This window comes from Pseudomonas sp. HOU2 (assembly GCF_040729435.1).
Lineage (GTDB): Bacteria > Pseudomonadota > Gammaproteobacteria > Pseudomonadales > Pseudomonadaceae > Aquipseudomonas.
The window spans coordinates 379,058-404,252 of sequence record NZ_CP160398.1 but is presented as its reverse complement, the minus strand read 5'-3'; the positions used below and the strand labels follow the sequence as shown (position 1 = coordinate 404,252).

Sequence of the window (25,195 nt, the reverse complement as noted above, 5' to 3'; positions counted from 1 at the left end):
CGTGCGGTGACCGACTGGTCTGACCCCGCGAAAATCAGTCTAGGCCAGATCCTAGAGCGGGCGAGGGCAAATGGGTAAATTGTTCGACAATCGGTTTGCAGGCGGCGAAAGACGTGGTGTGCAGGGCGGAACGCACCGACGAAGTGCAGGTTTTTTTGTTTGGAGGGGCTAAAACGGTGACTGAGCGGTCACGATTCTGTGCTAGCGGGGAGAGCGGGTGCACTGTTGTGGTGCGGGCAATTTGTTGCTTTGCTGAACACTGATGCACCTGTAGGAGCTGCCGAAGGCTGCGATCTTTTGATCTTGATTTTCAAAAACAAGATCAAAAGATCGCAGCCTTCGGCAGCTCCTACAGGGTGAGGGGTTAATTTAATAAACGGAGTGGGTTGCCGGCCGCCCAACCCTGAATATCGTCGATCATCTGCGAAAAGAACTGTTCGTAGTTCTTGCGGCTGACATATCCCACGTGCGGCGTGGCCAGCACATTGTCCAATGTACGAAACGGGTGCAGTGCAGGCAGCGGCTCCTGATCGAACACATCCAGCGCCGCGCCGGCGATCTTCTGTTTCTGCAACGCCTTGATCAGCGCCGCTTCATCGACGATCGGACCGCGGGCGGTGTTGACCAGCAGTGCGGTGGGTTTCATCCAGTCCAGTGCCTGCTCATCGACCAGCCCGCGACTGCGTTCGCTGAGCACCAGATGCACTGACAGCACATCGGCCTGTTCGAACAGTTGCTGCTTGCTGACCCAGGTCACGCCGGCTGCTTCAGCGCGTTCAGCGGTGAGGTTTTCGCTCCAGGCAATCACGCGCATGCCAAACACCTGACCGAATTGCGCGACCTTCTGGCCGATGCTGCCCAGACCGAGAATGCCCAGGGTCTTGCCGTGCAAATCACCGCCCAGCCCTTGCTGCCAGCCACCGGCGCGCAGGGAGTTGGCTTCGTTCAGCAGATTGCGCGTGGCGGCCATGATCAGCGCCCAGGTCAGTTCCGGCGCCGCGTGTTTGTAGCTGTCGGTGCCGCAGACCTTGATCCCGAGGCCAGCGGCCGCCTGCATGTCCAGCGCCGCGTTACGCATGCCACCGGTGACCAGCAGCTTGAGATTGGGCAGGCGCTGCAACAGGTCCTGATCGAAACGCGTGCGCTCGCGCATCACGCAGATCACCTGGTACTGGCCCAATCGTTCTGCCAGCGTGGCATTGTCCGCCGGGTAGTCATGCACAAACGCCACTTCGCCGATGCTGTCGAGCACCGACCAGTCAACCACGTCCCGCGCCACGTCCTGCCAGTCATCGATCACTGCAATCTGCACCGCCATCAGCCTTACCTCATCAACGAACGGGATTGGTGTTGTTCAGCCAGCCGAGCAGGGCCTGGTGAAATTTCGCCGGTTCTTCCATCTGCGGCGCGTGGCCCATGCCGGGGAATTCCACCAGCGTCGACTGTGGAATCAGCTTGGCGACCTGCTTGCCGAGCACCTCATAGTGGCCGATTTTCGCCTTGACCTCGGGTGACGCGAGATCCTTGCCGATGGCCGTGGTGTCGGACGTGCCGATCAACAGCAGGGTCGGCATCTTCAGATCCTTGAACTCGTAGTACACCGGTTGGGTGAAGATCATGTCGTAGATCAGCGCCGAGTTCCACGCCACCTGGGTTTTGCCCGGGCCGTTGCTCAGGCCGGCGAGCATGTCGACCCAGCGGTCGAATTCGGGTTTCCAGCGCCCGTCGTAATAGGTGTTGCGCTCGTAGTCGCGAATGCCTTGGGCGGTGACTTTCAGTTCGCGCTGATACCACTGATCCACGGTGCGATACGGCACGCCGAGGGCTTTCCAGTCTTCCAGGCCGATCGGGTTGACCAGCGCCAGTTGGTCGACCTGATCCGGGAACAGCAGCGCGTAGCGAGTGGCAAGCATGCCGCCGGTGGAGTGGCCGAGCAGGGTGGCTTTCTGAATGCCGAGGGCCTTGAGCAGCTGTTGGGTGTTGGTCGCCAGTTGCTGGAAGCTGTATTGGTAATGATCGGGTTTGCTGGAGGTGCAGAAGCCGATCTGATCCGGCGCGACGACACGGTAACCGGCCTCGCTCAAGGCTTTGATCGAACTGTCCCAGGTGGCGGCGCAAAAGTTTTTGCCGTGCATCAGCACCACGGTGCGCCCGTTGGCCTTGCCGTGGGCGGCGACGTCCATGTAGCCCATCTGCAGGGATTTACCTTGGGACTGAAAGGCAAAGTGCTTGAGCGTGTAGGGGTATTGGAAACCTTGCAGCTCCGGGCCATAGGTCTGGCCTTCGGCGGGTGCAGCTTCGGTGGGCGCGGCAGCGTGGGCGAATAGTGGCAGCGCAGCAGTCAGGAACAGGCCGGGCAGCCAGCGGGACAGCGTGACGGACATAGGGGCAAACTCCATGGAAATCGGCCGATGCTGGAACGCCCGGATTAGGGCGACGTTAACCACAGGCAACGCCATGGCCGGAATGTTCAACCGAGCCAGCCCAGGGTCAGCATTGCCACCACGGCATAACGCGCAGCTTTGGCCAGCGTGACGATCAGCAGAAAGCGCCCCAGCGGCTCGCGCATGACGCCGGCGATCAGGGTCAGCGGATCGCCGATCACCGGCAGCCAACTCAATAGCAGCGACCAGTGACCATAGCGCTCGTAGTGTTTGCGCGCGGTGGCCATGTGTTTCGCGCTGACGGGAAACCAACGTCGATCCTGAAAGCGTTCGAGGCCGCGCCCCAGCCACCAGTTGACCAGCGAACCGAGGACGTTGCCCAGCGTCGCCACACCCAGCAGGCCCCAGAGCCAGTAACGGTCGCTGGCGATCAGCCCGACCAGCAGCGCTTCGGATTGCAGCGGCAACAGCGTTGCAGCGCCGAACGCCGCGGCGAACAGCCCGATGTAACCGGCAGCCATCAGTGCGCCGGGTAGTCCGCCACCACTACATCCGTGCCGTCCTTCTTCAGGCCGATCACTTGATAGGCATCGCTCATGCCGTCCATTTCCATGCCCGGCGAACCCATGGGCATGCCCGGTGCGGCCACGCCCAGCAGATCGTCGCGTTTGCTCAGGGCCAGCACTTGTTCAGCCGGCACATGGCCTTCGACGAACTTGCCGTTGATCAGCGCGGTGTGGCACGAGCCCAGGCGCGGAGGCACGCCGTGTTGCTGCTTGAAGCTGCTCATGTCGGTTTCGACGTGGTCTTCGACTTTGAAACCGTTGGCTTCGAGATGGCTGATCCATTTCTTGCAGCAGCCACAGTTGGCGTCGCGGTGCACTTCGATCGGGATCAGATCGGCGGCCTGGGCCAGGAAGGACAGGAGCAGGGCGCTGAGGGCGGCCAGTCTCAGGGAGGTTCGCATAATGGATTCTCGGCTCGGATGACGATCAATAAAGGAAAGTATTTTGACCGGATTATCCTGCCCGGCATCAACGGAGTGTTTCAAGTTGATACAAGGCAGGCCGGCAGGATGATCATGGATCAAGCCTGACAGCCTGCTGAGCGAGAGATTACAAATCTGTCAGGCAGAATGGAGATGCGCTCTGTGGCGAGGAAGCTTGCTCCCGCTCGGCTGCGCAGCAGTCGCCAATCGGCCAATTTCGGCTTCCTGTTTATTGCGGTGTCAGAGTTGGGGCCGCTTCGCGACCCAGCGGGAGCAAGCTCCCTCGCCACAATAGACTGGTAGGGGAATCACCGGACCTTGAAGCGCCCCATGATCGCGCTCACCCGGTTGTTGGCTTCGAGCAGTTGGCGGGTGTTGAGTTCGCTGGCCTGGCCGCTGTGCACCAGTTCTTCGACCATGTGGCGGATCTGCACCATGCTGCGGTTGATCTCTTCGGTCACTGCACTCTGCTGTTCGGCAGCGGTGGCGATCTGCGTGCTGAGGCTGTTGATGTGGCTGACCGAACCGGCCATTTCATCCAGACCCGAGTTGACCCGCGCCGTGGCGTCGGCGGCGGACTGGCAGCTGGCCTGGGTGTTTTCCATGGCGCTGACCGAGGAACTCACGCCTTGCGTCAGGCGCGTGAGCATCTCGTTGATTTCCGAAGTACTGGCCTGGGTGCGGGCGGCGAGGGCGCGGACTTCGTCGGCGACCACGGCAAAGCCGCGACCCTGTTCACCGGCCCGAGCGGCTTCGATGGCGGCATTGAGCGCCAGCAGGTTGGTCTGGCCGGCAATTGCACCGATCACCCCGAGAATCTCGGTGATGCGTTGTGCGTCCTGCTGCATGTTCTCGACTTTTTTGGTGGCGCTGGCCACTTCGTCGATCAAGGCCACCACGCTGTTGGTCGCTTCACCGACCACGACCCGCGAGCGGTCGGCGTTTTCGTTGGCGCGCTGGGTGAACGCTGCGGTTTCAGCGGCGTTCTGCGCAACGCTTTCCGCCGTTGAACTCATTTCGGTGATGGCGGTAACGGTCTGATCGGTTTCCGAAGCGTGGCGCAGCAGAATCTGGCTGGTGTTGGCCGACGTGCGCTGCAAGTCATCGAGGCTCGAAGCCATGGCGCCGGTCGCCTGGGTGACTTCACCGATCATGTTCTGCAGGTAGGCGATAAAGGTGTTGACCGAGTGGCCGATGGCACCCAGTTCGTCTTCGGCGCGGATGGTGATGCGCCGGGTCAGATCGGCATCGCCGCTGGACAGCAAGTCGATGTTGGCTTTCAGCGCTTTCATCCGCGAAACCAGTTGGCGAATCGCATACACCTGCAACAACACCAGCAGGATCACCAGCGGAATCTGCAACAGGCTCAGGCTGCTGAGGACGTCGTCACGCTGGGCGGTGAGCATTTTCGTTGGCAGGGCGGTGGCGAGAAACCACGGCGTGCCTTCGATCGGGCGCATGAAGAAAGTGCTGGCTTCGCCGTTGTTGTCGAACTCGACGCGTTGCGCCTGATCACGGTTCTGCAGGCCGGCCTTGACCTGACTGGCGAAGGTCGAGCCGGCGGCCAGCTCGCTGATGTTCTTCAGCACGATCGGGCCGCTGATGCGCGAGCTGTTGCTGATGATCTTGCCGTCGGCCTCGACGATCAGCATTTCGGCGTTGAGGTCTTTTTCCTTGCGCGCCACCAGATCGTTGAAGAAACCCAGCGTCACGTCGATGGTCGACACGCCCCAGGCCGCACCGTTTTTCTGGATCGCCATGGCGCAGTTGGTGCGCGGCTCGGCACTGGCGTCGTCTTTATAGGCGGCAGCCCAGGCGCACTGGCCGCGTGGGGTCTGCATACCCCCCTTGTACCAGCTCTGATCGTAGTAGTTGGGCGCCGCGTCGCTGTTCCAGAAGGTGTTCACCGCCAGTTTGCCCGAGGCATCACGATGCCAGAAGGTGCTGAACTTGTTGCGCCCGGCCTCACGCTGACCCGGCAGTGGCCAGATCCCGCCACCGAAGACTTTCAGCTCGCCGTATTGATCCACCAGGCCCGGCAACACTGTGTCGATGGCCGCGCTGTCGAGCAGCGGAATGGTCTGGGTGATGCTGCGCTGCTGCGCCTGGACTTTGTTCAGTTCGCCCTGGATCTGTTCGGCGACTTCGGCAATCCGGTTGAGCACCACCTGTTCTTCGGTATGCCGCAGCTTGGGCGCGACCAATTGGCTGATACCGACCACGGTCAGTACCGACAGCAGCAGGATGAACAGAACCAGAAATAACGTGTAGCGAGCCTGAATGGTGCGGAATGCGGGCATGGATACCGGTCCTTGAGCTGCGATTCTTATTGTGGGGTCGAGGGAAAAACGGCGGGGTCACACCAGCGTATCGTCGGTGAACGGCGAAGCTTTAGGTACTTTCGTGCAAGAAAACGTCGGGCTGACAGAAGGGGCGTATCGACCTCGATACAAATGAATTAACCGGCACATCAATCGGCGTAAAAAGGCAATCGGCAGCCATCGTCAAACTGCCATGAAACCGCGAGACAGTGAGCTTCTGAGGGTTTGTATCGAGAATGTACAGAAATTGTAAGCGACTGCACTAAAAGGGTTGGTGCCATCACTGGGCCGGTAGATACTTCGCGGCATTCGAGTAGTCCAGCAAGGACATTTCATGGTTATTTCACAGGGAGTCTTCTCATGACGATCGGCATTGTCGGCGGCTGGGAGAGCAAGGCAGGGGTGCTGGTTCGTAATACGGGCGCGAAAAAGCAGGTGAGTCAGAGCGTCAAGGTGCAGCAGATGCTGACCATGGTCGGCAATGATCCGAACGCGATCAACACCGCGGAAATGGACAAGCAGGGCCTGCGCAAGAACATCAAGGGCTTCGATCCGTCGAACACCTCGGTAAAGCAACTGGGCAATCTGAGCGTTTTCCTGCGCAGCCGCGGACTGATCTCCGAGATTACCTCGTTCACTCTGCTCAATGCCGGCGACAAGTTCGACCGCTTCGGCGTCACCAAAGATGTTGATGCCAAATTCAACGCGCTTGAGTATTTCGCGACCCAGCTCGACGCGATCCAGAACAATGGCCTCAATGGCAATGCCTACGGCAAGAACCTGATCCCTGAATACAAAAAGGCGATCTACGTGCTGCAGAACCTGAAAACCTACGGTGAAGGCAACGCGCCGAAGCCGGTGGACCAAGGCGTCAAAGCCAAGGCCTGAGCCCGTCACCCACGGCCCACCCATTGATTGGGTGGGCCGTTTTCGTTTTTAGTCCTGATACCGTTCGCCGGCCTGCTGCGCCTGATCCTGCAGATGCTGCATGTGTGGACAGTGCAGGCTCAGCGTGGAGGTCTGGTAGCCACGATGAAACAGTGCCAGCCAGCCGTTGCTGTAGTCATCGGGGACAACCCCGGTGAAAGCGAAACCGGCATCGGCAAGTTTGTGCAGCGCGCTGGAAAACCCTTGGGCGAGTCTGAGTCTGATCGAAATCAGCCAGTGCGCCGGCAGTTGTCCCAACTGGTTGAGCAGGTTGTCATCGAGGGCCTTGAGCAGCAGGTCATAGCGCCCTGATACGTGATCGAAGCGGATCTTCGGGCCTTTCCATGGCACGGTATTGTCGGTGGTACCAAACACCGCCTCCAGACGCGACATCAGCTCGCGGCAATCCTGCGGCCAGGCGAGTGCCGGCAGCGGGCGCTGATGACCGTCGATGCTGCAGTGACCCACAACAATCGTCTCCCGCCCTGTTCCATCGAACGGCGAAGGCGCGTAATCGGGCAACAGACCACAGCTGTGAAACCCCAGACCGGCGGCCATGCGCTGCGTATACGGGTGGTGCGTGACCTGTTTGATCGTCACGCCTCGGCAATCCAGCGCCTGGGCATGAATCAGCAGCTGCTGGCCCAACTGGGTGGCGATGTTTTGCCCGCGGGCTTCCGGGTGTACCACGGTCAGTGCCAGCTCCGCCAGTGCGGTTCGGCCAGATTGGCGAAACAACGTGGCGTGCCCGCAGATATGCTCGTTTACCACTGCCACCAGCGAGTGCCAGCGACCGTCACTGTGGTTCTGGCTGATCATCCAGGGCAGATACACGTGGGGTTGAGGATAATGAACACCGTAGATTTCTTCGAACAGGCGGCTGACTGCCGGCGCATCGGCGACGCGATAGCGGCGGATGATTGTCGTGTCCATCACGCTTGTCCCTGCTGCGGATGCTCGTAAACCCGTCGATCCACGACCCGCTGATGTTTGCCGGAGCGTGGATGACAGGTCAGTTCATCGTTCGCACAGGCGATCACGTTCAGCTCCAGCAATTGATCGAGCTGCAGCTTCTCGATCAGCGGGTATTGGTCGATCAGCGCACGGCGCAGGGTCGAGCTTGCCTGGCTGATGTCAGGTGTTCGCGTGCAGGGTACCCACTTGAGGCTCAGCAGATCTTTGCTTGCTCGGTGTTCGATGAGCAGTTGCCAGTCATCGCTGGTGGCGATCTTGCGCACCAGCTCGCCGATGTCACCGGTATCCAGACTCAATACGCTCACCCGCACGCGCTGGCTGTTCATGCTGCGGCCCATCAGGGCGAACTTGCGCATCGGCGTCCCCGGCGGTTCACGCCAGCAGGCGAGGTCGCCGACCGGGTAGCGGATCACCGGCATCAGGCGCCGGGTGAGGTTGGTCAGAACCAGTCTGCCATTACGGTTGCACTCTTCGATGATCTCACCGCTCACCTCATCGATGATCTCCAGCACGCTGTGCCGCTCCAGCATCCGGTGTTCGCCCAGGGCGCAATCGCGGGTGCTGACGCCGATCAGTCCGGCATCGACGCTGGCGTAGCCGATAGAGGCAATGCGTGCGTTCGGGAACACCCGCTGGAGCGTTTGCAGCTGGGCGGCAAACAGGCTCTCGCCGCCGTAGAGCAGGGTTTCGACGCCCTCCAGGATCCGTGACTGGCGCTCAAGCCAGGCGGCGAATTTGAGCATTTGCGCCGGCAGACCGGCCAACACATTGATCCGATACGCAACGATCGACTCGGCCAGTACGGCGCTGTCGACGGCCCCGGTGAAGGGAAATTCGCTGACGGGGGTCTGGACATGTGCCAGCGCGTCGTGGAGAAAAATGAAGCTGGCATACAGGTCGCCGACGAAGAACAGATTGGCGACCCGGTCACCGGGATTCAGTTGCGCCGTGAGGTGGCTGCCGAAATCGCGCACCAGGGTGTGCCATTCTGCGCGGGTGAACAGCGAGAGTTTTCCTGAGCCGGTGGTGCCCCCGGTCTTGAAGACCATCGCGTCTTCCAGCGGGCCTGACAACACTGGCCATCGGTGCGGATTCTGACTGTCACGCCAGTATTGTTCAGGGTCGATCAGTGGCAGTTCGGTCAAAGCGGTGATGGGGGCCGCGACATTTTTGAAGTGTTCGCGGCAATAGGCCGAATGATGGCGGGTGTAACCGAGCAAATCGTTCAATTCAATGAGCGTGTTCATGATTTTTTCTTGTATGAGTGGCGATGGGCCGCGTGCAGGTAGCTGCTGTCAGCGGCGCGTATCAATCAGTCGGGGCGTCTTGCCGCTGTGCCGGTTTCGGGCGAACTGCTCGACGGCACAATGCTCGACATCCAGCGTGAGCAAACCGGTCTGCACCAGCGTGATCAGCGTCGAATAATTCTGCAGTCGTCGGTGGGCTTCGGCCGGTTCCAGAGGACAGCGCAGTCGCATGCGTTCCAGGCCGTCAGGGCCGTGATCGAGGACCAGCTGAAACGGCGCTTGCAGGTGCTGCGCCAGCGTCGCCAGTGAAATGAAATCGGTGCCGATGCGCAGCAGCTTGCCGTGGCGTTGCAGCAGTTCGAAGCGCGGCGACGTCAGGCCGCAGGCACACGGGCCGGGGAGCCAGCGTCCGCTGTCGCCGATGTCATAGCGCTGCACGGACTGGCCCTGGCGTGCTCGAGTGGTCACCAGCAGTCGACCGGGCTCGCCGTCACTGACCGGCGTGTCCTGAGCGAAATCGACGATCTGCAAATGCTGGATCTCGCTCATCAGGTGAAAGACGCCATCAGGCGTGGCATGGCACGCATGACCAATGGGACCGGCGTCGACGCTGCCGTAAATCGCCGAACGGATCAGGCTCACGCCGCAGCTGTGCAGCAACTCGCGGGTGGGTTGACTGAGGTGTTCGCCGCCGAGAAAGACTTTTTCGATGCCGCCGTAGCGCCGCAGCGTTTGCTGTTCGTTGAGAAACAACCGATGCAGGGTGGCGGGCATCCCGATCAACACGCTGATCTGCTGTTGCTCGATCATCTGCGCGATTTCCCGGTAATCGTCATCTGCCGGCGCGCCCATTGGCCAGTGCCGGGCCTGCAGTTGCTCCAGCACCTTGGCAAAACTGGAGAAGCCGCCGTATAGCCCGCCACTGAAGAACAGGTTCATCACACGATCCCGCGCCGGTTCCAGGCCGGCCGCCAGCAAGCCATCGGCGGCCGCCTGCATCTGGCGCTGGAAATCGTGGTAACTGAAACCCGAAAGCGCCGGCGTGCCGCTGCTGCCGCCGGAGCGAAAATACAGCTGCGCCTGCGGGTGCGGCGGTCGATCGATGAAGGCTGTCTTGTCCATGATCGGCACACCGGCCAGCGCGGGTGGCGATGGCTGGCGATCCAGCGTGGCGTGGCGCGCCAGTGAATTCGGCGTCAGGCTGACCGATACTCGACGGCTCAGGCGCTGCAAGGCATAGACGCCGTCATGGGGTTCGCCGTCGTAGCCATCGTGAATGGCGTCGAGCGGGGCAATACGGGTGACACCGGCGGCGATCAGGGTTTGCGTCAGTTCGGTGATCTGCGCCTCAGGGCACAACAAGGCACAGCTTTGCAGGACGTTGCGCCAGGGCAGCAACGTAGCGCTGAGCAGCTCGCGGGGCAGGGGCTTGAGCAGCAGGCTGCGAAACAGCGCCGACGGTTCGAGCTGGCGGTCATGGCTCCAGATCACACGCCAGCCCGGCGCGCTCCAGACCCGACCGGTCTTCCCGGAAAAACTCTGGGCCAGCTGCGCCATCGCCGTGCAGGTGGTGATTTGCGAAGCCTCTTCAAGCGTGGGTGTGAGGGCCGGCCATCGCCCGGCGCGGCGTTCGAATGCGGTGGCCAGTTGAGCGCCAATCTCGCTTAGCACGGCGGCATCGTCACTGTCCATCAGCAGCCATTGCGGGCTGGAGCAGGCTTGCTGATCGAGGCGGCAGACTTCATCGACGATGGCATCGAGCACGGCGGGGCAGACCGCGTCCGGGGTCAGATAGGCGAAGCTGATGCGATGCCCCCAGTCGATCCAGCGACATCCTGGCGGCACGTGTTGGCGAATGGCGTGCAGCGCGGTTTCGCCACCCCACGCCGCGACACCGTTGGCGTGTCTGCACAGTTGGCCGATTTGTCCGGTGCTCGCCGGCAGGACTGCGACATAACCCTTGAGTTGACCGCTCGGATCGCATGCGAGCAATGCCTGGAGCAATCGCGCAGTGAGGCCACCGTCGCTGCTGCTGGGGCGCAGCCAGTTGACGTTGCCGCTCAGCAGACTCTCGATCACCGCACAAAACGCCAGCAGTGGCGCGTTCGCGGGTGTGATGTGTACCACCAGGCCCAATGGGCTCCAGCGCTCAAAGCGTGACTGGCGATAGTCGATGCGCCGCAGCGAATCAGGTTGCAGGCCGAGCTCGCGATCAAGCTTGGCTTGCAGCGCGGCAGGCTGGCAGAAATCGATCAGCGCCTGGCGTTGCCCGGCATCAAGCGGCAGGCCCGATGCGTGCTGTTGCAGGTGGGTGGCGAAGGCTTCGGCGGCTGCAAGCAGCGTGGCGGTTTCAAGTGGCGTCTGCAGATGTTGTGGCAACTCCACGTGAAGTTGCTGCAAGGCGCTGTCGAGGTCGCACTCGGTGTGCGGTTGTCCGTTGATCAAGTACATATCAGTGCCTCCCCAGCAGTTCGGAGGCAGCCATGGCGCAGCTCCTCGCGGCGGCGGTGCCGGCGCGGCCATGCAGTTGGAACCAGTCGCTTGCCAGGCCGCAGTCGCAACTGGCGGCGGGATGCAGCGTGGCGAGGTCACTCATGACCACCGCATGCGCCGGACTGGAGGAAATGTAGGGCGAAACCAGATTCAGCAGTCCGCATTGCCCATAGGGCAGGACCGAAAAGTCCACGGCGCTGCGCACGTAGACTTTCGAATAGACCGGCACATGAAAGCGGTGGTGGGCACACTCGATGTAAGGCACCGCGTGCTCGACGGCGCCATAACCATCGCGACAGTCCCGGGTACTGATGCCCAGTTGCTGCTGGATCCGCGCGTACAGCTGTTGCCTGGGGACTTCTTCGGAGGTGCGGGTTTTCCAGCCGCCGCCGAAAAATGCCAATGATCCTGCTGGCAGCGCCACATCCTGCACAGCCGTGGCGCGCATGCGTTGCAGGGTTTCCCAGAGAAACGCCGGGAAGCCGAAAATACGCACCGGCAGACCTTCTTCGGCAAACGCCTGCAGAGCCGCGATGACCCCGAACAGATCGAACTGGTGGCTGTCTCCATTGCGTCGCAAGGCGTAAACCACCCGGTTGGCGGGGGCAAAGCCGCAAAGGAACTGATCGGTAAAGGACGTGCCCAGGGTATTGCACGGTTCAGGCTCGTAGCTCAGCAGCAGATAGTTGCAAGGTGTATGCGGTGTGATCCAGCCGTACTGTGCGAATATCCGCTCGACCATGTACTGCGCTGCGCCGAGGCTGCGCGCGTCATACCGCATGCGGCTCTTCTGCCCGCTGGTGCCGGAGGACGTCAGTTCCAGAGCGTCCTCGCCCGTCGGGCTGAGCAGCAAATGTTGCTTGAAGAAATTGGCGAAAATCGGTGGCAGTTGCGACCAGTCGTCCAGCGTGTCGAGATCATCGGCATCGACCGAGTGGGCCTTCAGCCAATGGCCGTAACCGGACGTATGGCGAGCGTGGAACCGGGTGATTTCGCTCATGGCCTGATTGAACAGCCCCGCGGGTACGGAGTCCGGGCAATAGGGTTGCGGCAATGCGCAGAGCGCATCGCCATGGGGAAATAAATTCATCGAATATCCTTATTGATGTACGTTGGACGCGGCGGTGCCGCAGGGTTGTGGCGCAGAATGCGGTAGAGCAGGGGCAGGCACAGCAGGCCGCCGAGGGCTGCCAACAGGCAGAAGGATTTCAGGTTGTCGCTGCCACCAACGGTAGCGATGAGCGAGCCGCCGAGGCCCATCACGGCAATCGACAGCATGCCAATCATGGCCGAGACCAGACCTTTGCCATCGGGGCTGGAGAACAGCGCCAGCCGGTACAGCGCAGCGTTGCTCATGCCCAGTCCCAGCGCATAGAGGGACAGTCCGCCGACGGCCATTACCAGTGCCGCCGAACTCAGGGCCGCGCCGATCAGCATCAGCAGTCCGAGACAGAACGGCCACAGAGCCAAGCCAATCACCCGGACCAGTGTGTGACTGGCGAGCAATCGATCCAGCAGCAAATTGCCGACGATCACCGCCGAGAACACCGGGATCTGCCACACGCCGTACGCCAGTGCAGACAGCTCCAGGCGCTGCATGAGCAATACCGGCGCCAGTCCGATCCAGGCAATCAGTGGCAGGCTCATCAGGCCCAGCGCCACGCTGCAGCCGACGAATCGGCGATTGCGCAGCAGTGTGAGGTAGCCCCGGCCGACTTGCATGAGCGAAAACGACGCCGGGGCCTGCTGCTGGCCGTCGCGGCGCGTGACGCCTATCGTTTCCGGCATCCAGGCCAGCAGACCGAGCCAGACCACGGCACTGGCCAGCCCCAGACCCAGAAACATCTGCCGCCAGCTCAGCCATTCCAGCAGCAGGCTGCCGAGCAACGGTCCAAGCAGCGGCGACAGCAGCGCGACATTGCCGAGCAACGCCATGAGCCGCACCGCATCGGCCTCGCAGAACACTTCCTGCAACGCCGGATAGCTGACGGCAACGACGAACCCCAGACCCATGCCCTGAATCAGGCGCATTGCGTTGAAGGCCTCAATGCGCTGCGTCATCACCGCCGCGCTGCACGCCAGACCAAACAGCGCACAGCCGAGCAACAGCAGCCGGCGTCTGCCGTAGCGATCCGAGAGCGGGCCGATCAACCATTGCAGGCACACGCCACCCAGCAGATACAGATTGAAGGCATTGGGAACGTGGCGCGCATCGGCGTTGAACTCGCCGGTCACCGTCAACATGGCCGGCATGATCATGTCGCTGGCCATGTAGGTGAGCAGTTCAAAAGCGGTAATGGCCAGGCAGAATCCAATAGTCTGCACGGGCGTCATTACGATCAAGGTTCTCTGCATAAACATCCCTGTTTCAGTGAGCGAGAAAGTTCACAGAGACTAGGGGCAGAGCTGTTGCAGCATCCAATGCTTTGCTGCGACATGAAATTTCAAATACTTACAGCGTATTTAAGTGAATCGACCTGCGCATTGAACAGTCATGATCGACGGTCGCGCGCAGCCAAAAAAATGCCCGCTGGCGGGCGGGCATGGTTTGCTCTGAGATGATTTTTACAGCGTCTCTTCCTGTGCTTTCAGACACACCGGAAGGCGAACAATCCTGTTCTAACGATGGTAATAACCGGGGCCTTCCTGATAACGATGGTGGTCGTCATGCCAGCCGCCGTGGGGGAAAATGATGCAGCCGCTCAAGGTCAGAACGGCAAGGACAGGAATCAGCCAGGTGATTCGACGGAACATTTCAAGGATCCTCATGGTTACGCCGGCATGAAGCCAAAACTCTTCATCGGCTGTAACATGAGACCGCGTTCAGCCACGCCCATCCCCGCAACACGGTATGTGCATGGCATGCAATCGGATACAAACCGGATACATTTGAAAGTTTCAGGAACCCGTAATGACCCAGAAGCAACGTTTGAAATACTCGATCCTGATCGCCCTGTCGGTGCTGGCGATCATGCTCGGCCTGTCCTGGCTGCAAAATGCCGGGATGATCAGTCAGAAGATGTTCCAGTACATCGCCATGGGTGTGGCGGTGGTCGTGGTGGTGATCAACGGGGTGATGCGCCGCAAGGTCAAACCCTGACGGCGATCGCGGGACGCTTCAATCGTGATTGAGCACGGCAGCAGCCTGTGGATGCAGGCTGTAACTCTTGTCCGGGTTGAAGGTGACCACACCTTCGGCACACAGACGCTTCAACACTTCGCGCACGCTGAGAAAGGACAACGGAATATCCAGGTCCAGCAACTGGCTGTGCACACCGCGCACACCCAGGCGTCGATCGCTTTGCGCGGCGACCAGCAGGGCGTCGATGACTTTCAGGCGAATCAGGCTGGTGCGCAGACCGAAGCTTTTCAGCAGCAGGCGAATGCGCTCATTACCCAGGCGTTCGGGGCTGGGGGCGAAACTGCTCGCGCGGGAACTCATGGCAGCTCCTTGTGACGCCTGGCTACCGTCCGTTGGTAGTTGCGAGTTGTACATGGGGTTACTCCTTTTCAGAGCCCGATCAGGAAACGTTTTGACTGCTCTCAGTAAACAAGACGTTTCAGCACGACAAATCATGAAAGGAAATATGTAGAAATTTTGTCGGTTATTCGTTGTTTTCCCGTAATCAGTGGATTGCACCCTCGTCAATCGGGCTAAATTTTTTTTCCCGCATTCGTTTCCTGAACAGCCGTCTTGCGCCCAGGCGCATGAATCAATTTCAGAGCGGATCCGGCGCAAGCGCCGATCCTTGTCTTGTCGTTCAGGAGCGAGTGTGATTATTTCCCGACAGTTAACCGGACTGGCCCTCGCCGGTGCGTTTCTCGGACTCAGTCTGTCCGCCCATGCCTTCAGTCCCGCAGCACAGGCCAGCGCCGATATCCGTCGCACCTCCTTTGGCGTACCGCACATCCGCGCCGAGAACGAGCGCGGCCTGGGTTTCGGCATCGGTTACGCCTACGCGCAGGACAACCTGTGCCTGCTGGCCAACGAAATCGTCACGGTCAATGGCCAGCGCTCGCGCTATTTCGGGCCGGAGCAGTTCACTGTCGAACAGCGCGAGAATCGCGTCAGCGATCTGTTCTTCACCTGGCTCAACACCCCCGAAGCAGTGAAAGCCTTCTGGGACGCGCAACCGGCGCAGGTGCACGATCTGGTGGAAGGTTACGCAGCGGGTTACAACCGCTATCTGGCAGAGCGCCGCCAGCAGGGGCTGCCGCAACAGTGCCAGGGGGAGTGGGTGCGTGATATCGCCGCCGAGGATCTGGTGAAACTCACTCGACGCCTGCTGGTCGAGGGCGGTGTCGGGCAGTTCGCCGAAGCCCTGGCAGGCGCGACGCCGCCCCAGGCCACGGCACAGCTCGGCAGCAATGCGCAGGCCTATCAGTTGGCGGATGCACGCCTGCAGCGCTTCGCCCTGGATCGCGGCAGCAACGCCGTGGCGGTCGGCAGCGAACGCTCGTTCAACGGGCGCGGCATGTTGCTGGCCAACCCGCATTTCCCATGGGTCGGCGGCATGCGCTTTTACCAGATGCACCTGACCATTCCGGGCAAACTCGACGTCATGGGCGCAGCCTTGCCGGGGTTGCCGATGATCAACATCGGTTTCAATCAGCACCTGGCCTGGACCCACACCGTGGACTCGTCCAAGCACTTCACCCTGTATCGCCTGCAACTCGATCCGAAAGACCCGACCCGCTACCTGCTCGACGGCAAGTCGCTGCCGTTGAACAAGCAGACGGTCACTGTGCAGGTCAAACAGGCGGATGGCCAAGTGGTGCCGGTTTCGCGCGATGTCTACAGCTCGCAGTTCGGCCCGATCGTGCAATGGCCGGGCAAACTCGACTGGGATCATCAGTACGCCTACAGCCTGCGCGACGCCAACCTGGACAATGATCGCGTGCTGACGCAGTGGTACGCGATGAACCAGGCGTCGAGCCTCAAGGATCTGCAGGATTCGGTGCACAAGATTCAGGGCATCCCTTGGGTCAACACCCTGGCCGTGGATGACAAGGGACAGACGCTGTACATGAACCTGTCGGTGGTACCGAACGTCAGTGCCGACAAACTGGCCAAATGCAGCGACCCGCGCATCGGCTTGCAGATGATCGTGCTCGACGGTTCCAACAGCGCGTGCGCCTGGGACATCGATCCGCAAGCTGCGCAGAAGGGCATCTATGCCGCCAGCCAGCTGCCGCAACTGTTGCGCAAGGACTTCGTCCAGCACTCCAACGATTCAGCGTGGCTGGCAAACCCGGCACAACCGCTGACCGGATTCTCGCCGCTGATCAGTCAGGACGGCCAGCCGCTGGGCCTGCGTGCGCGCTTTGCGCTGGAGCGTCTGAGTGCTCTGGGCAAAAAAGGCCCGCTGGCGATGAAGGATCTGCAACAGATGGTGATGGACGACAACGTTTATCTGGCGACTCAGGTGCTGCCCGATCTGTTGAAGTTTTGCGCAGGGGATCTGGGTGCGGACGCGGCCTCGCTGAAGCCGGTTTGCGCCAGCCTCAAGGGTTGGGACGGTCGGGCGAATCTGGATTCGGGCATTGGCCTGGTGCATTTCCAGAACATCATGCAGGCATTGCAACAAGCGCCGGATGTCTGGCGCGTACCGTTCGATCCAAAAGACCCGCAACACACGCCACGCGGTCTGGCGATCGAGCAACCGGCGGTGAGCAAGGCACTGCGTGAAGCGCTGCTGGCGTCGGCCGCCACGGCACAGAAAATGGGCCTCAAGCCTGAAACCCGCTGGGGCGATATTCAGGTGGTGAGCAGCGGCGCTCGACAAACTGCGATTCACGGCGGCCCGGGAACGCTGGGGATCTACAACGCGATCCAGAGTGTGCCGCGTGAAGACGGCAAACTCGAAGTGGTCAGCGGCACCAGCTATCTGCAAGTGGTGACCTTCGACGACAAAGGCCCGCACGCTCAAGGGCTGCTGGCGTTCTCGCTGTCGAGTGACCCGGAGTCGAAATACTCTCGCGATCAGACCGAGGCATTTTCGAAAAAACAGTGGAGTGTGCTGCCGTTCACTGAGCAGCAGATCGCCGCTGATCCGCAGTATCAGCTGCAAACCGTTCGCGAGGTGGCGGGCAAGAGCGCCGAGGTGGTTGCGCAGTAAGTCAGGCTGAACGAAAAAGCCGCTGCTCCCTGAACGGGGACAGCGGCTTTTTTTTGCTTGTGTGTCTCAACTCTTCGGTGGCTGCCGCGGCATCGAGTTGATCACCGGATCACCCTCGGTATTGCGCGTCAGGTAGACCGGCAGCACCTTGGGCAGGGTGTTGACGAGGCCGCCGAGTTCTTTGATGTTGTAGACGCCGCCGACGCGGATCGTGCCGGTGTTGGCGTCGGCCAGTTTCAGCGGTTTGCTCAGGTAGCGATTGATCAGCGGCAAGGCGTCGTTGAGTGCCAGGTTGTCGAGCACCAGTTTGCCGTTGCGCCAGGCCAGGGCGTTGTCGTTGGCGTAGGTCTGGCTGATCTGCGGCATGTAGTCGCCATGCCGGTACTGCGCCTGCATGGCCGGCCCCAGGCGCAGACCGTCGCCGGGCAGGGCGGCGTTGCTGGTTACCAGCACCGAGCCTTCGATCAGGTTGACCCGCACCTGATCTTCGTAGAGCCAGACATTGAAGCGGGTGCCGGTCACGCGGATCTTGCCTTCGCCAGCCCTGACCACGAACGGGTGGGAGAGGTCATGGCTGACTTCGAAAAACGCCTCGCCTTTTTTCAGGGTGACTCGGCGTTCGTCCTTGTAATTGCTGAAGGTCAACTCGGTATTGAGGTTGAGCTCGACCTGACTGCCGTCCTTCAAGGTGACCTGACGGACATTGTCGGTGGCTTCGAAGTGCTGATAGCTGTTGGGCAACCAGCCCAGGTTCCAGCCGCTGTAGGCCGCCAGTGGCAAGGCCAGCGCACAGACACTCGCGGCAATTGCATAGCGACGCCAGGCAGGCAGAGGTTTATTCAGCGGCACACTCGGCGGCGTCTGCGGACGTGGCAAGTGTTCGGCAACGTCCCAGATTTCCAGCATCGCTTCATATTCGAATGCATGCAGTGGATGCGCATCGCGCCATTGCTCGAAAGCCAGTCGCTCCTCGGCGGAGCAGTCTACGGCGTGCAGACGCATGCACCAGTGCGCGGCGGCATCGGTGATCGCATCGTATTCGGCTTCCGAGAGGGATTCTTGGGTCATTGACTCGTCCTGATTTGCTGCATTCTAACCTTGCGGGCGTTGCGCCGAGAACATCCGTCATGGCAATTGCCCATCAAAGTGGAACTTATTTTTCCGTCAGACGCCCAAAAACAGGACATCCGAGGAACATCATCCACAAATGGAGTGAAAAAATGATCAAAAAAACCTTAGCCGCTGCAATTGCCACCGCCGCTCTTTTCAGTGCCGGTGCCGCCATGGCCGATCGCCCCGGTGCAGGCTGGGTCACCATCGAAAAGGCAATCGAGATCGTGAAAACCAAGGCCGGTTACGTTGAAGTCTATGAAATCGAGGCCGACAATGACGGCTACTGGAAAGGTGAGGGTCGCAAGGCCGACGGTTCGGTGTATGAATTCCGAATTGACGGCGCCTCGGGCAATGTATTGCGTGACCAGAAAGACTGATTCCATCCCGCGATAAACAATGCGCAGGCCAATGCCTGCGCATTTTTTTTGCTTAGTTGAGCCCTCCGTGAGGCTGGACCACCGGGTCGAGTTGGCGGCCCATTTCGCAAATCAGGAAAGCGATGGAATCGGCATTACTCAATATCGTGTCGATCCTTGGGTGCGCATTCGTCGGGCTGAGAAATGCCGTGCGCGCCTCTTCCAGATTCGCGGTATGGGTGGTCCTGAGAATTTCCCTGCGCACATGACCCATGCCCGGCGTCTCGTCGACATCGAGCCATTCCTTGAATTCTTCGCTCCAGCGCGAAAACAGTTCTTCACGAGGTGTGGACAGTGACAAGGCTTCGCGCTGGAATTGCGTTTGTGCCTGTTTCTGGGCCGCGCCGTAGCCGGTGACTGTGGCAATCAGATCCGTAAACGGGCGGCGGGCTTCCAGGGTCGCGATGTCCACGGTCTTGCCGAACTGGTGAGAAAACTCGTGGATCAGCGTTGCCGCCCGTGCATGCCCTTCGACATTGAAAGGCTGGGTAAGACCGTTTTTGTACCAGTCCAGCCCCTGATTGAAGAACTTCTCGGTGAAGTGCACTCGTTGGAGCAAATCCTCGCCCAGTACAAAGGCAATGACTCCCGAGTTGCGGTGCTTATTCGAGCCGACGACAAAGCGACTGGTATTCATCAGGTCTTCCGTGGGGTCGACCAAGGCATCACAGATCGGCACGATGGCCAGCTTCAATTTGTCGAGAATGTCGGCATCCAGGCGTTGCACGCCAAAAAAGCTTTTGAGAAAAGTATCGAGGCGAGTACCGGGCGCGTAGTTTCTGAGCTGGGCAAGATTGTGCAGGCTGTTGAACGCGTAATGCCGGGCCAGATCAATCGCCTCGATGATCATGCGCGCCTTTTCCGGGTGTCTGGCGCGGATTTCGTCCATGCCTTGCGCCTCGATATTCAGCCAGTGTCGGGTTTCGCGATCAGTCGCAAAGCGGTTGTACATTTTCGACAGGCCTTTGCCGAAATGCACGGTATGGCGATCCGGGTCCAGCACCAGTTGCCGGGAAGCGGTGTGTTGCAACACCGGACCTGGCTGGTCGGCGCCCTTGATTTGCCAGACGGCTCCCGGCCGCTCCACGGGATAGACTTTGCCGGCAATGGGGGCGTAGGTCGCTTTGGTTTTCAGGTCCTGATACGTGCCTTCGGCTGCATTGTGGGTCAGATCCTTCAGCGCGATCGTCGGAGCTTCAAAGGTCTGCAGCGAGGTGCGCAACGGATCGGTCGGCTCTGTCTGCGCAAGGACGGGAGCACTCAGCGTGGCTGGCTGCGGTGCTTGCGGCGCTGCCACAGCTCGAGATTCCAGACGTGACTCCAGTGCCAGTCGCCCGAGGGTGATCATCTGCGCTGCGCCAGCGACAAAGGTTTGCAGCGCACGTTTCCAGTGGTGATCCTGCAACGCTTCGGCCGAGCCCATGAAATCCTTGAAGCTTTGCCAGAGAAACTGCACATAGGCAAGTTTGCCCGGCAGCAGGCCCCGGATCTGCTGGATGCCTGTACTGAACAGATTCTTCGCGGCGTCCCAATCCGCCTGCGCCGATGGCAGCGAATGGCTGCTCAGCAAGTGGGGTAACAACGCCAGATTGTCGTCGAACAACTGCAGCAGCAAGTTGCCGTCGACCGGATTGGCGGCCAGGGTCATTTCGCTCGTCCGGCCGCTGCTCGCCTTGAACAACGCGCTGAAGATCGAACGTTGACTTTCCGGCAAGCGGCGCAGCAGCAAGTCCTGCAGTGAACCCGGCGTGTTCAGCGCGGCGATCACTGCCGCCTCGTCCTCGAACTCACTGAATGCGTGCTCTCCATGGTACGGCGCATAAAGCACTTGAGGGCCGGGTTGTCCCGCAGGGCCGATCAAGTACAGTCCCAGCGCCTTGATCGCTGAGGCTCCGGCAGTCTTGATCAGCGCCAACGGCCGGACAATGGCATCGGCCCCTTGCACGGTCGCACGAGCGACGGCATCGGGCATGTCGAGCACCTGTGAAATCAAGCTGAAGGCCTTCGGCGACAAGCGTTGTTGCAGTTGCAGCTGATGGGCATGCTGCAGCAGTTGCCAGGGTAGTTGCCGGAGGAAACGCTGCTTGCGTTGTTCGGCATCGACGCCATCCACAGACAACGCCTTGGTGATTTTGTCGGCAAATGTTGTCGCTACGTTCAAGGACAACAGAAGACTTCTGACCGCTTGCTGGTCGAGTCCCGTCGGCAGCGCCTGGTCGGTGCTCGAACTGAGGGTGAATGCAGTGTCCTGTGCAATATGCGCATGGTTCAAGGCGAAATCGGTCAGGCTCATCGCCGACCCGATCAGGCTCAGCGCCGGAGTGACGATGATCTGCTCGGGGTCGAGAGCCTGCCTCTGCAAGCGGGTGCTCAACAGTGTTTGAAGCGTCTGCCTGATGTAATCACGCAAGGTTGGCAGCGCGTGGAGATAATCCGCGTCGTCAATGACACTGAGGCGCCACTGTTCCAGCAGTTCCAGGTGCAACTGCTGCTCTTCAAGCGTGGCCATTCCCAGCCAGGCAGGCAGTGAATGCTGCTTGCCGAGTGCCTGCGCCAGAGCGGTGGCACGTTGCAGATTGGTCTCGACGACTTGCTCACTCAACGTGTTGAGGATCCGGGTTTCGCGCGGCGTTGGCCATTGGCGGCCCCGCACCTGATCACAGCGCTGGAGAAAGTGTTCGATCGCTGATTCGATACGATCCTGCAGGACATTGCCGCTGATCAGCTGTAACCGTCCCAGCGTGTAGTGTTGATGGAACCTCTGGTGCAGGGGTGAAAGGTTTTCCAGCAGCACCAGGCGTTTTTGCGGATCCAGCAGCCGCTGGTTCAAAACCTGTCTGGCCTGCTCGATCGAGCGGAAGACTTCCAGGCCCAGGGCGGGTGTCCACAAAATCGCGCGTCCCGAGTGCTGCGTATCGGGTCCACCGCGTTCCGTGAGCAGGACGCAGTTGGCCAGCGGCAGCATGTCGCTTTGCCCGGCGAGCTGTAACGTCAATGCCCAGGCGTCCGGCCGAAACCCGTTGAGTGCCTTGCGGCGGCTGCGATCCGGGTAATCCGGATTGAACACGGTGTCGACCAGGGCTTGCTGATGACGGCTCAGCGTTCCGTTCAGGACTCTCAACCGTGCTTCGCCATTGATGCCGACAGACAGGGCGTGTGCCAGTTTCGCGGCGATGCCCAGCAGATAGGTGCGCTGCAGCGCCGTGACGCTCAGTGGCTGGGCGGCGAAGTCTGCGGCGATGGTCGGCATGATGCTGGCGAACTTGCGCACTTCGGCTGCGGCAGTGTCTGCCAGCACCCTGGAAGGCAATGGGTTACCGGTGAGCATCGGCCGGGTGCTCCAGCGCCCGCGGGCATCCAGTGGCACAAGGCGCTCGTGGAGCATCGAACGGATGTCCAGGGCCTTGTCGAACAGCGCGCGGATATCCACGACGCCGTCGCTGTGCCGGTACAACTGCAAGGCATAGTCGATGTTCTGTCGTTGCTTGGTGATGATCAACTCGAGCAGGACGCTGAACACGTCTCCGGCAATCGATTGGCCGGAAACCTGCGGCCGGTCGAAACCGAGAAAGCGTTGGCGCTCGTCGAGACTCAACAGACCATAGAGTTCGTCTTCATGCCCGGGGCTGGCGAACTTGCCGAGCAACATGGCTTTGAGATCTGCGTAGTCCCTGAGCACCTGCAAACCGTGAGTCGGGGTATACAGGCAGCTGTCGGAATGGCCGATCATCAGCGCACCGGCCAGTTCCACGAAGTTTGCCTGGTGCTCCCATAGACGCACGGTTTCCACGGCCGCGCGAGGTGCCAGACTTTCATTGAAACCCAACGACGTCAGCAGGCTGTCGAATTGACGCTGATCGATGATGCCAGCCTCGCGCTTGAGCAAAAAGTCCGCCAGCGCCTGCTGCCGAATAATCTGCGCAAAAACGTCGCGCCGCGAGGCCCCGTCAGCGCCGGGGCCATTCCAGTAGCGCTCCATGTGCTGGTACAGCAACACAAGCAGTTTGCCTGAAGCCGTGGTGACGGCTGTCTCCCAGTGTTGCTGATCACTGGCCAGAAAAGTTCGGCCGGGGTGCGAAAACTCATGGGTCTGGCCAACCGGCCATCCGGAGTGGCGATAGTGCAATAGCAACGCGTCGCCAAGCGACAGTGTTTCGAGCTTGCGTCGTGAAGGAAGGTCGGTCGATGCCGGGCCGGTTGCGGTTGCGGTTGCGGTCGCGTACAGATTCACGCGCGTGCGGGTCTGGTCGACGTCGCGCATCGTTGGCGTCAGCAGTTCGTCGACGATGGTCTGGAGCAGGCTGCCAAGCTCGGGCAGTTGCATCAGCTCATCGAGCATCGCCTGCGCGTTAAGCTGCTGGCAGTGCTCGATGGCGGCGCGTTGATCCTCGAATATATCGCCCTCGACAAGCTGATAGGTCACGCTGATACCGTGCCGTTCTGCCAGTCGTTTGCGATGGGAAAGGGCGAGAAGCGCGAGCAGCCGATCGTCCTCACGGGCGCTGTTCAGATGCTGTTCCAGATGCGCAGTCAGGCTGGCGAGGCTGGCATGTTTTTTCAGCCCGGCAAAAGGCGTGTACAACAGAATGCCGCGATCATCCGGGGTGGCGCTGAGGATGAAGCTGCCCGCCAACGGCACCGCTGGTGCGCCTTCGGTGTTGAGCAGGATGCGCTGGGCAAGCATGGGCGGGGTCTGCTGACTGCGCAGGGCATGAGTCCCCAGTTGCACGTGACTCAGCCATCGGAAGTCAGCGCTGGACATGTGATGGAGGTGGCCGAGTTCGCGCCATGATCCGGGGGAGTTGAGCATGGGCTGGAGCAGCAGGGGAGGAGTGGGTGCAGGCATCATCGGGTCTCGTTCAGGGCACCGGCCGGTGCACCGGTAAATTGAGACACGAGACTAAAGACCGGGCAGATAGCACGGGTGGTACATAGTTACCGCACAAGCGGCAGCGCAATGTGCTGGCAGCGACATGCCGGCACCACAACGGTTGACAGCACCCATACCGGGCGTGGTTAATCGCTGGGTAAGCTGTTCGTACGCTGTTGTTCCCTCCAATAATTAGTCTGGAGCTTCAGATGTCTGCGCCACACGATTCCGTGTCTTCCCCCGTTGCGTCCACACTCTCGCTCGAAGCGCTGACGCAATTGCTTGAAAAGGTTTTCCTGCGCCACGGTACGTCGGCGTCCGTCGCCCGCACCTTGGCTGCCAACTGCGCCGGTGCCGAACGTGACGGGGCGCACAGTCATGGCGTGTTCCGTATCCCCGGTTATGTTTCGACCCTCAATAGCGGTTGGGTCAATGGTCAGGCTGTGCCGCAAGTCGAGGACGTAGCCTCGGGTTTCGTGCGAGTCGATGCCGGCAACGGTTTCGCCCAGCCCGCGTTGGCCGCAGCCCGCTCGTTGCTGGTGGAAAAGGCGCGCAACGCCGGGATCGCGGTGTTGGCGATTCGCAACTCCCATCACTTTGCGGCGTTGTGGCCGGACGTCGAGCCGTTCGCCGAGGAAGGTCTGGTGGCGCTCAGTGTGGTCAACAGCATGACCTGCGTGGTGCCGCATGGCGCCGATCGGCCGCTGTTCGGCACCAACCCGATTGCCTTTGCCGCGCCGCGCGCCGGTGGTGCGCCGATTGTGTTTGATCTGGCGACCAGCGCCATTGCTCACGGCGACGTGCAGATTGCCGCGCGCAAGGGTGAACGTCTGCCTGCCGGAATGGGTGTGGACGGTCTTGGGCAGGCGACGCAGGATCCGAAAGCCATTCTTGAGGGTGGCGCGCTGTTGCCGTTTGGCGGGCATAAGGGATCGGCGCTGTCGATGATGGTCGAGCTGCTGGCGGCGGCGTTGACCGGGGGCAATTTCTCCTTCGAGTTCGATTGGTCGAACCATCCCGGGGCCAAGACCCCGTGGACCGGGCAGCTGTTGATCGTCATCGACCCAAGCAAAGCTGCCGGGCAGAGCTTTGCCGAGCGCAGCGAAGAACTGGTGCGGCAGATGCATGGAGTTGGGTTGAAGCGCTTGCCGGGTGATCGCCGGCATTTGCAGCGGGCCAGATCGCTGGCCGAGGGGATTGTGCTGGAGGAGCAGACGCTGGTGCAGTTGCGCGAATTGGCCGGAGAATAATCGGCACAGAACAAATGTGGCGAGGGAGCTTGCTCCCGCCGGGTCGCGAAGCGGCCCCCCTTTGTCTGTTTGAGAACAGGGGGACTGCTGCG

At 60.8% G+C, this 25,195-nt stretch carries 19 protein-coding genes; 5 read left to right on the top strand and 14 right to left on the bottom strand.

The window, feature by feature from the left end; translation table 11 throughout:
- Positions 1 to 364 precede the first annotated feature (364 nt).
- The 5 genes from ABV589_RS01795 to ABV589_RS01775 form a co-directional block, all read right to left on the bottom strand.
- Positions 365 to 1,318, bottom strand: coding sequence for a D-2-hydroxyacid dehydrogenase family protein (locus tag ABV589_RS01795; protein WP_367084622.1), 954 nt, complete (start codon positions 1,316 to 1,318; stop codon positions 365 to 367).
- A gap of 13 nt (positions 1,319 to 1,331) precedes the next feature.
- The gene (locus ABV589_RS01790; RefSeq protein ID WP_367084621.1) at positions 1,332 to 2,384 is read right to left on the bottom strand and encodes an alpha/beta hydrolase; all 1,053 of its coding nucleotides are present in this window, start codon (positions 2,382 to 2,384) and stop codon (positions 1,332 to 1,334) included.
- Between the two features lie 86 nt (positions 2,385 to 2,470).
- Positions 2,471 to 2,905 (bottom strand): VTT domain-containing protein, encoded by a 435-nt coding sequence (locus tag ABV589_RS01785; protein ID WP_007966288.1) that lies wholly within the window; start codon positions 2,903 to 2,905, stop codon positions 2,471 to 2,473.
- Entirely contained in the window at positions 2,905 to 3,351 is a 447-nt protein-coding gene (locus ABV589_RS01780) for a DUF411 domain-containing protein (protein ID WP_367084620.1), read from the bottom strand. Before ABV589_RS01780 ends, ABV589_RS01785 begins: the two co-directional genes overlap by 1 nt.
- A 329-nt stretch (positions 3,352 to 3,680) precedes the next feature.
- On the bottom strand, positions 3,681 to 5,672 hold the full coding sequence (locus ABV589_RS01775) for a methyl-accepting chemotaxis protein (protein ID WP_047602253.1): 1,992 nt from the start codon (positions 5,670 to 5,672) through the stop codon (positions 3,681 to 3,683).
- A gap of 381 nt (positions 5,673 to 6,053) precedes the next feature.
- Between ABV589_RS01775 and ABV589_RS01770 the strand changes: the two genes are divergently transcribed.
- Positions 6,054 to 6,581: a hypothetical protein gene (locus ABV589_RS01770; protein WP_007966295.1), complete on the top strand. Its 528-nt coding sequence runs from the start codon at positions 6,054 to 6,056 to the stop codon at positions 6,579 to 6,581.
- Positions 6,582 to 6,629: 48 nt separating this feature from the next.
- On the opposite strand, the gene ABV589_RS01765 is transcribed toward ABV589_RS01770, so the two are convergent.
- From ABV589_RS01765 to ABV589_RS01740, 6 genes are all read right to left on the bottom strand, one after another.
- Positions 6,630 to 7,553: a GNAT family N-acetyltransferase gene (locus ABV589_RS01765; RefSeq protein WP_367084619.1), complete on the bottom strand. Its 924-nt coding sequence runs from the start codon at positions 7,551 to 7,553 to the stop codon at positions 6,630 to 6,632.
- Positions 7,553 to 8,842: an AMP-binding protein gene (locus tag ABV589_RS01760; protein ID WP_367084618.1), complete on the bottom strand. Its 1,290-nt coding sequence runs from the start codon at positions 8,840 to 8,842 to the stop codon at positions 7,553 to 7,555. The genes ABV589_RS01765 and ABV589_RS01760 overlap by 1 nt, the downstream gene beginning before the upstream one ends.
- A gap of 48 nt (positions 8,843 to 8,890) precedes the next feature.
- Complete coding sequence (locus ABV589_RS01755; RefSeq protein ID WP_367084617.1) at positions 8,891 to 11,293, bottom strand: aldehyde dehydrogenase family protein; 2,403 nt, start codon at positions 11,291 to 11,293, stop codon at positions 8,891 to 8,893.
- A gap of 1 nt (position 11,294) precedes the next feature.
- On the bottom strand, positions 11,295 to 12,425 hold the full coding sequence (locus ABV589_RS01750; protein WP_367084616.1) for an acyl-protein synthase: 1,131 nt from the start codon (positions 12,423 to 12,425) through the stop codon (positions 11,295 to 11,297).
- A complete protein-coding gene (locus ABV589_RS01745; protein WP_367084615.1) occupies positions 12,422 to 13,690 on the bottom strand; it encodes an MFS transporter in 1,269 nt (422 codons plus the stop codon). The genes ABV589_RS01750 and ABV589_RS01745 overlap by 4 nt, the downstream gene beginning before the upstream one ends.
- A gap of 264 nt (positions 13,691 to 13,954) precedes the next feature.
- Entirely contained in the window at positions 13,955 to 14,089 is a 135-nt protein-coding gene (locus ABV589_RS01740; RefSeq protein WP_007961861.1) for a hypothetical protein, read from the bottom strand.
- A 157-nt stretch (positions 14,090 to 14,246) separates the two neighbouring features.
- Here ABV589_RS01740 and ABV589_RS01735 point away from each other — a divergent pair, with 157 nt between their 5' ends.
- The gene (locus tag ABV589_RS01735; RefSeq protein ID WP_007961862.1) at positions 14,247 to 14,435 is read left to right on the top strand and encodes a hypothetical protein; all 189 of its coding nucleotides are present in this window, start codon (positions 14,247 to 14,249) and stop codon (positions 14,433 to 14,435) included.
- An 18-nt stretch (positions 14,436 to 14,453) separates the two neighbouring features.
- On the opposite strand, the gene ABV589_RS01730 is transcribed toward ABV589_RS01735, so the two are convergent.
- A complete protein-coding gene (locus ABV589_RS01730) occupies positions 14,454 to 14,831 on the bottom strand; it encodes a fe2+ zn2+ uptake regulation protein (RefSeq protein WP_045122207.1) in 378 nt (125 codons plus the stop codon).
- A gap of 277 nt (positions 14,832 to 15,108) precedes the next feature.
- Between ABV589_RS01730 and ABV589_RS01725 the strand changes: the two genes are divergently transcribed.
- Positions 15,109 to 17,454 carry an acylase gene (locus tag ABV589_RS01725; protein WP_367084614.1) on the top strand — a complete coding sequence of 782 codons (2,346 nt, stop codon included), beginning with the start codon at positions 15,109 to 15,111 and terminating at the stop codon, positions 17,452 to 17,454.
- A gap of 66 nt (positions 17,455 to 17,520) precedes the next feature.
- Here the strand turns inward: ABV589_RS01725 and ABV589_RS01720 are convergent, their stop codons facing one another.
- The gene (locus tag ABV589_RS01720) at positions 17,521 to 18,522 is read right to left on the bottom strand and encodes a FecR family protein (protein WP_007961866.1); all 1,002 of its coding nucleotides are present in this window, start codon (positions 18,520 to 18,522) and stop codon (positions 17,521 to 17,523) included.
- Positions 18,523 to 18,674: 152 nt separating this feature from the next.
- Here ABV589_RS01720 and ABV589_RS01715 point away from each other — a divergent pair, with 152 nt between their 5' ends.
- Positions 18,675 to 18,944 (top strand): PepSY domain-containing protein, encoded by a 270-nt coding sequence (locus ABV589_RS01715; protein ID WP_007961867.1) that lies wholly within the window; start codon positions 18,675 to 18,677, stop codon positions 18,942 to 18,944.
- A gap of 52 nt (positions 18,945 to 18,996) precedes the next feature.
- Here the strand turns inward: ABV589_RS01715 and ABV589_RS01710 are convergent, their stop codons facing one another.
- On the bottom strand, positions 18,997 to 23,832 hold the full coding sequence (locus ABV589_RS01710; protein WP_367084613.1) for a hypothetical protein: 4,836 nt from the start codon (positions 23,830 to 23,832) through the stop codon (positions 18,997 to 18,999).
- 230 nt (positions 23,833 to 24,062) lie between these two features.
- Between ABV589_RS01710 and ABV589_RS01705 the strand changes: the two genes are divergently transcribed.
- The gene (locus ABV589_RS01705) at positions 24,063 to 25,103 is read left to right on the top strand and encodes an Ldh family oxidoreductase (RefSeq protein WP_367084612.1); all 1,041 of its coding nucleotides are present in this window, start codon (positions 24,063 to 24,065) and stop codon (positions 25,101 to 25,103) included.
- The last annotated feature ends 92 nt before the right edge of the window (positions 25,104 to 25,195 follow it).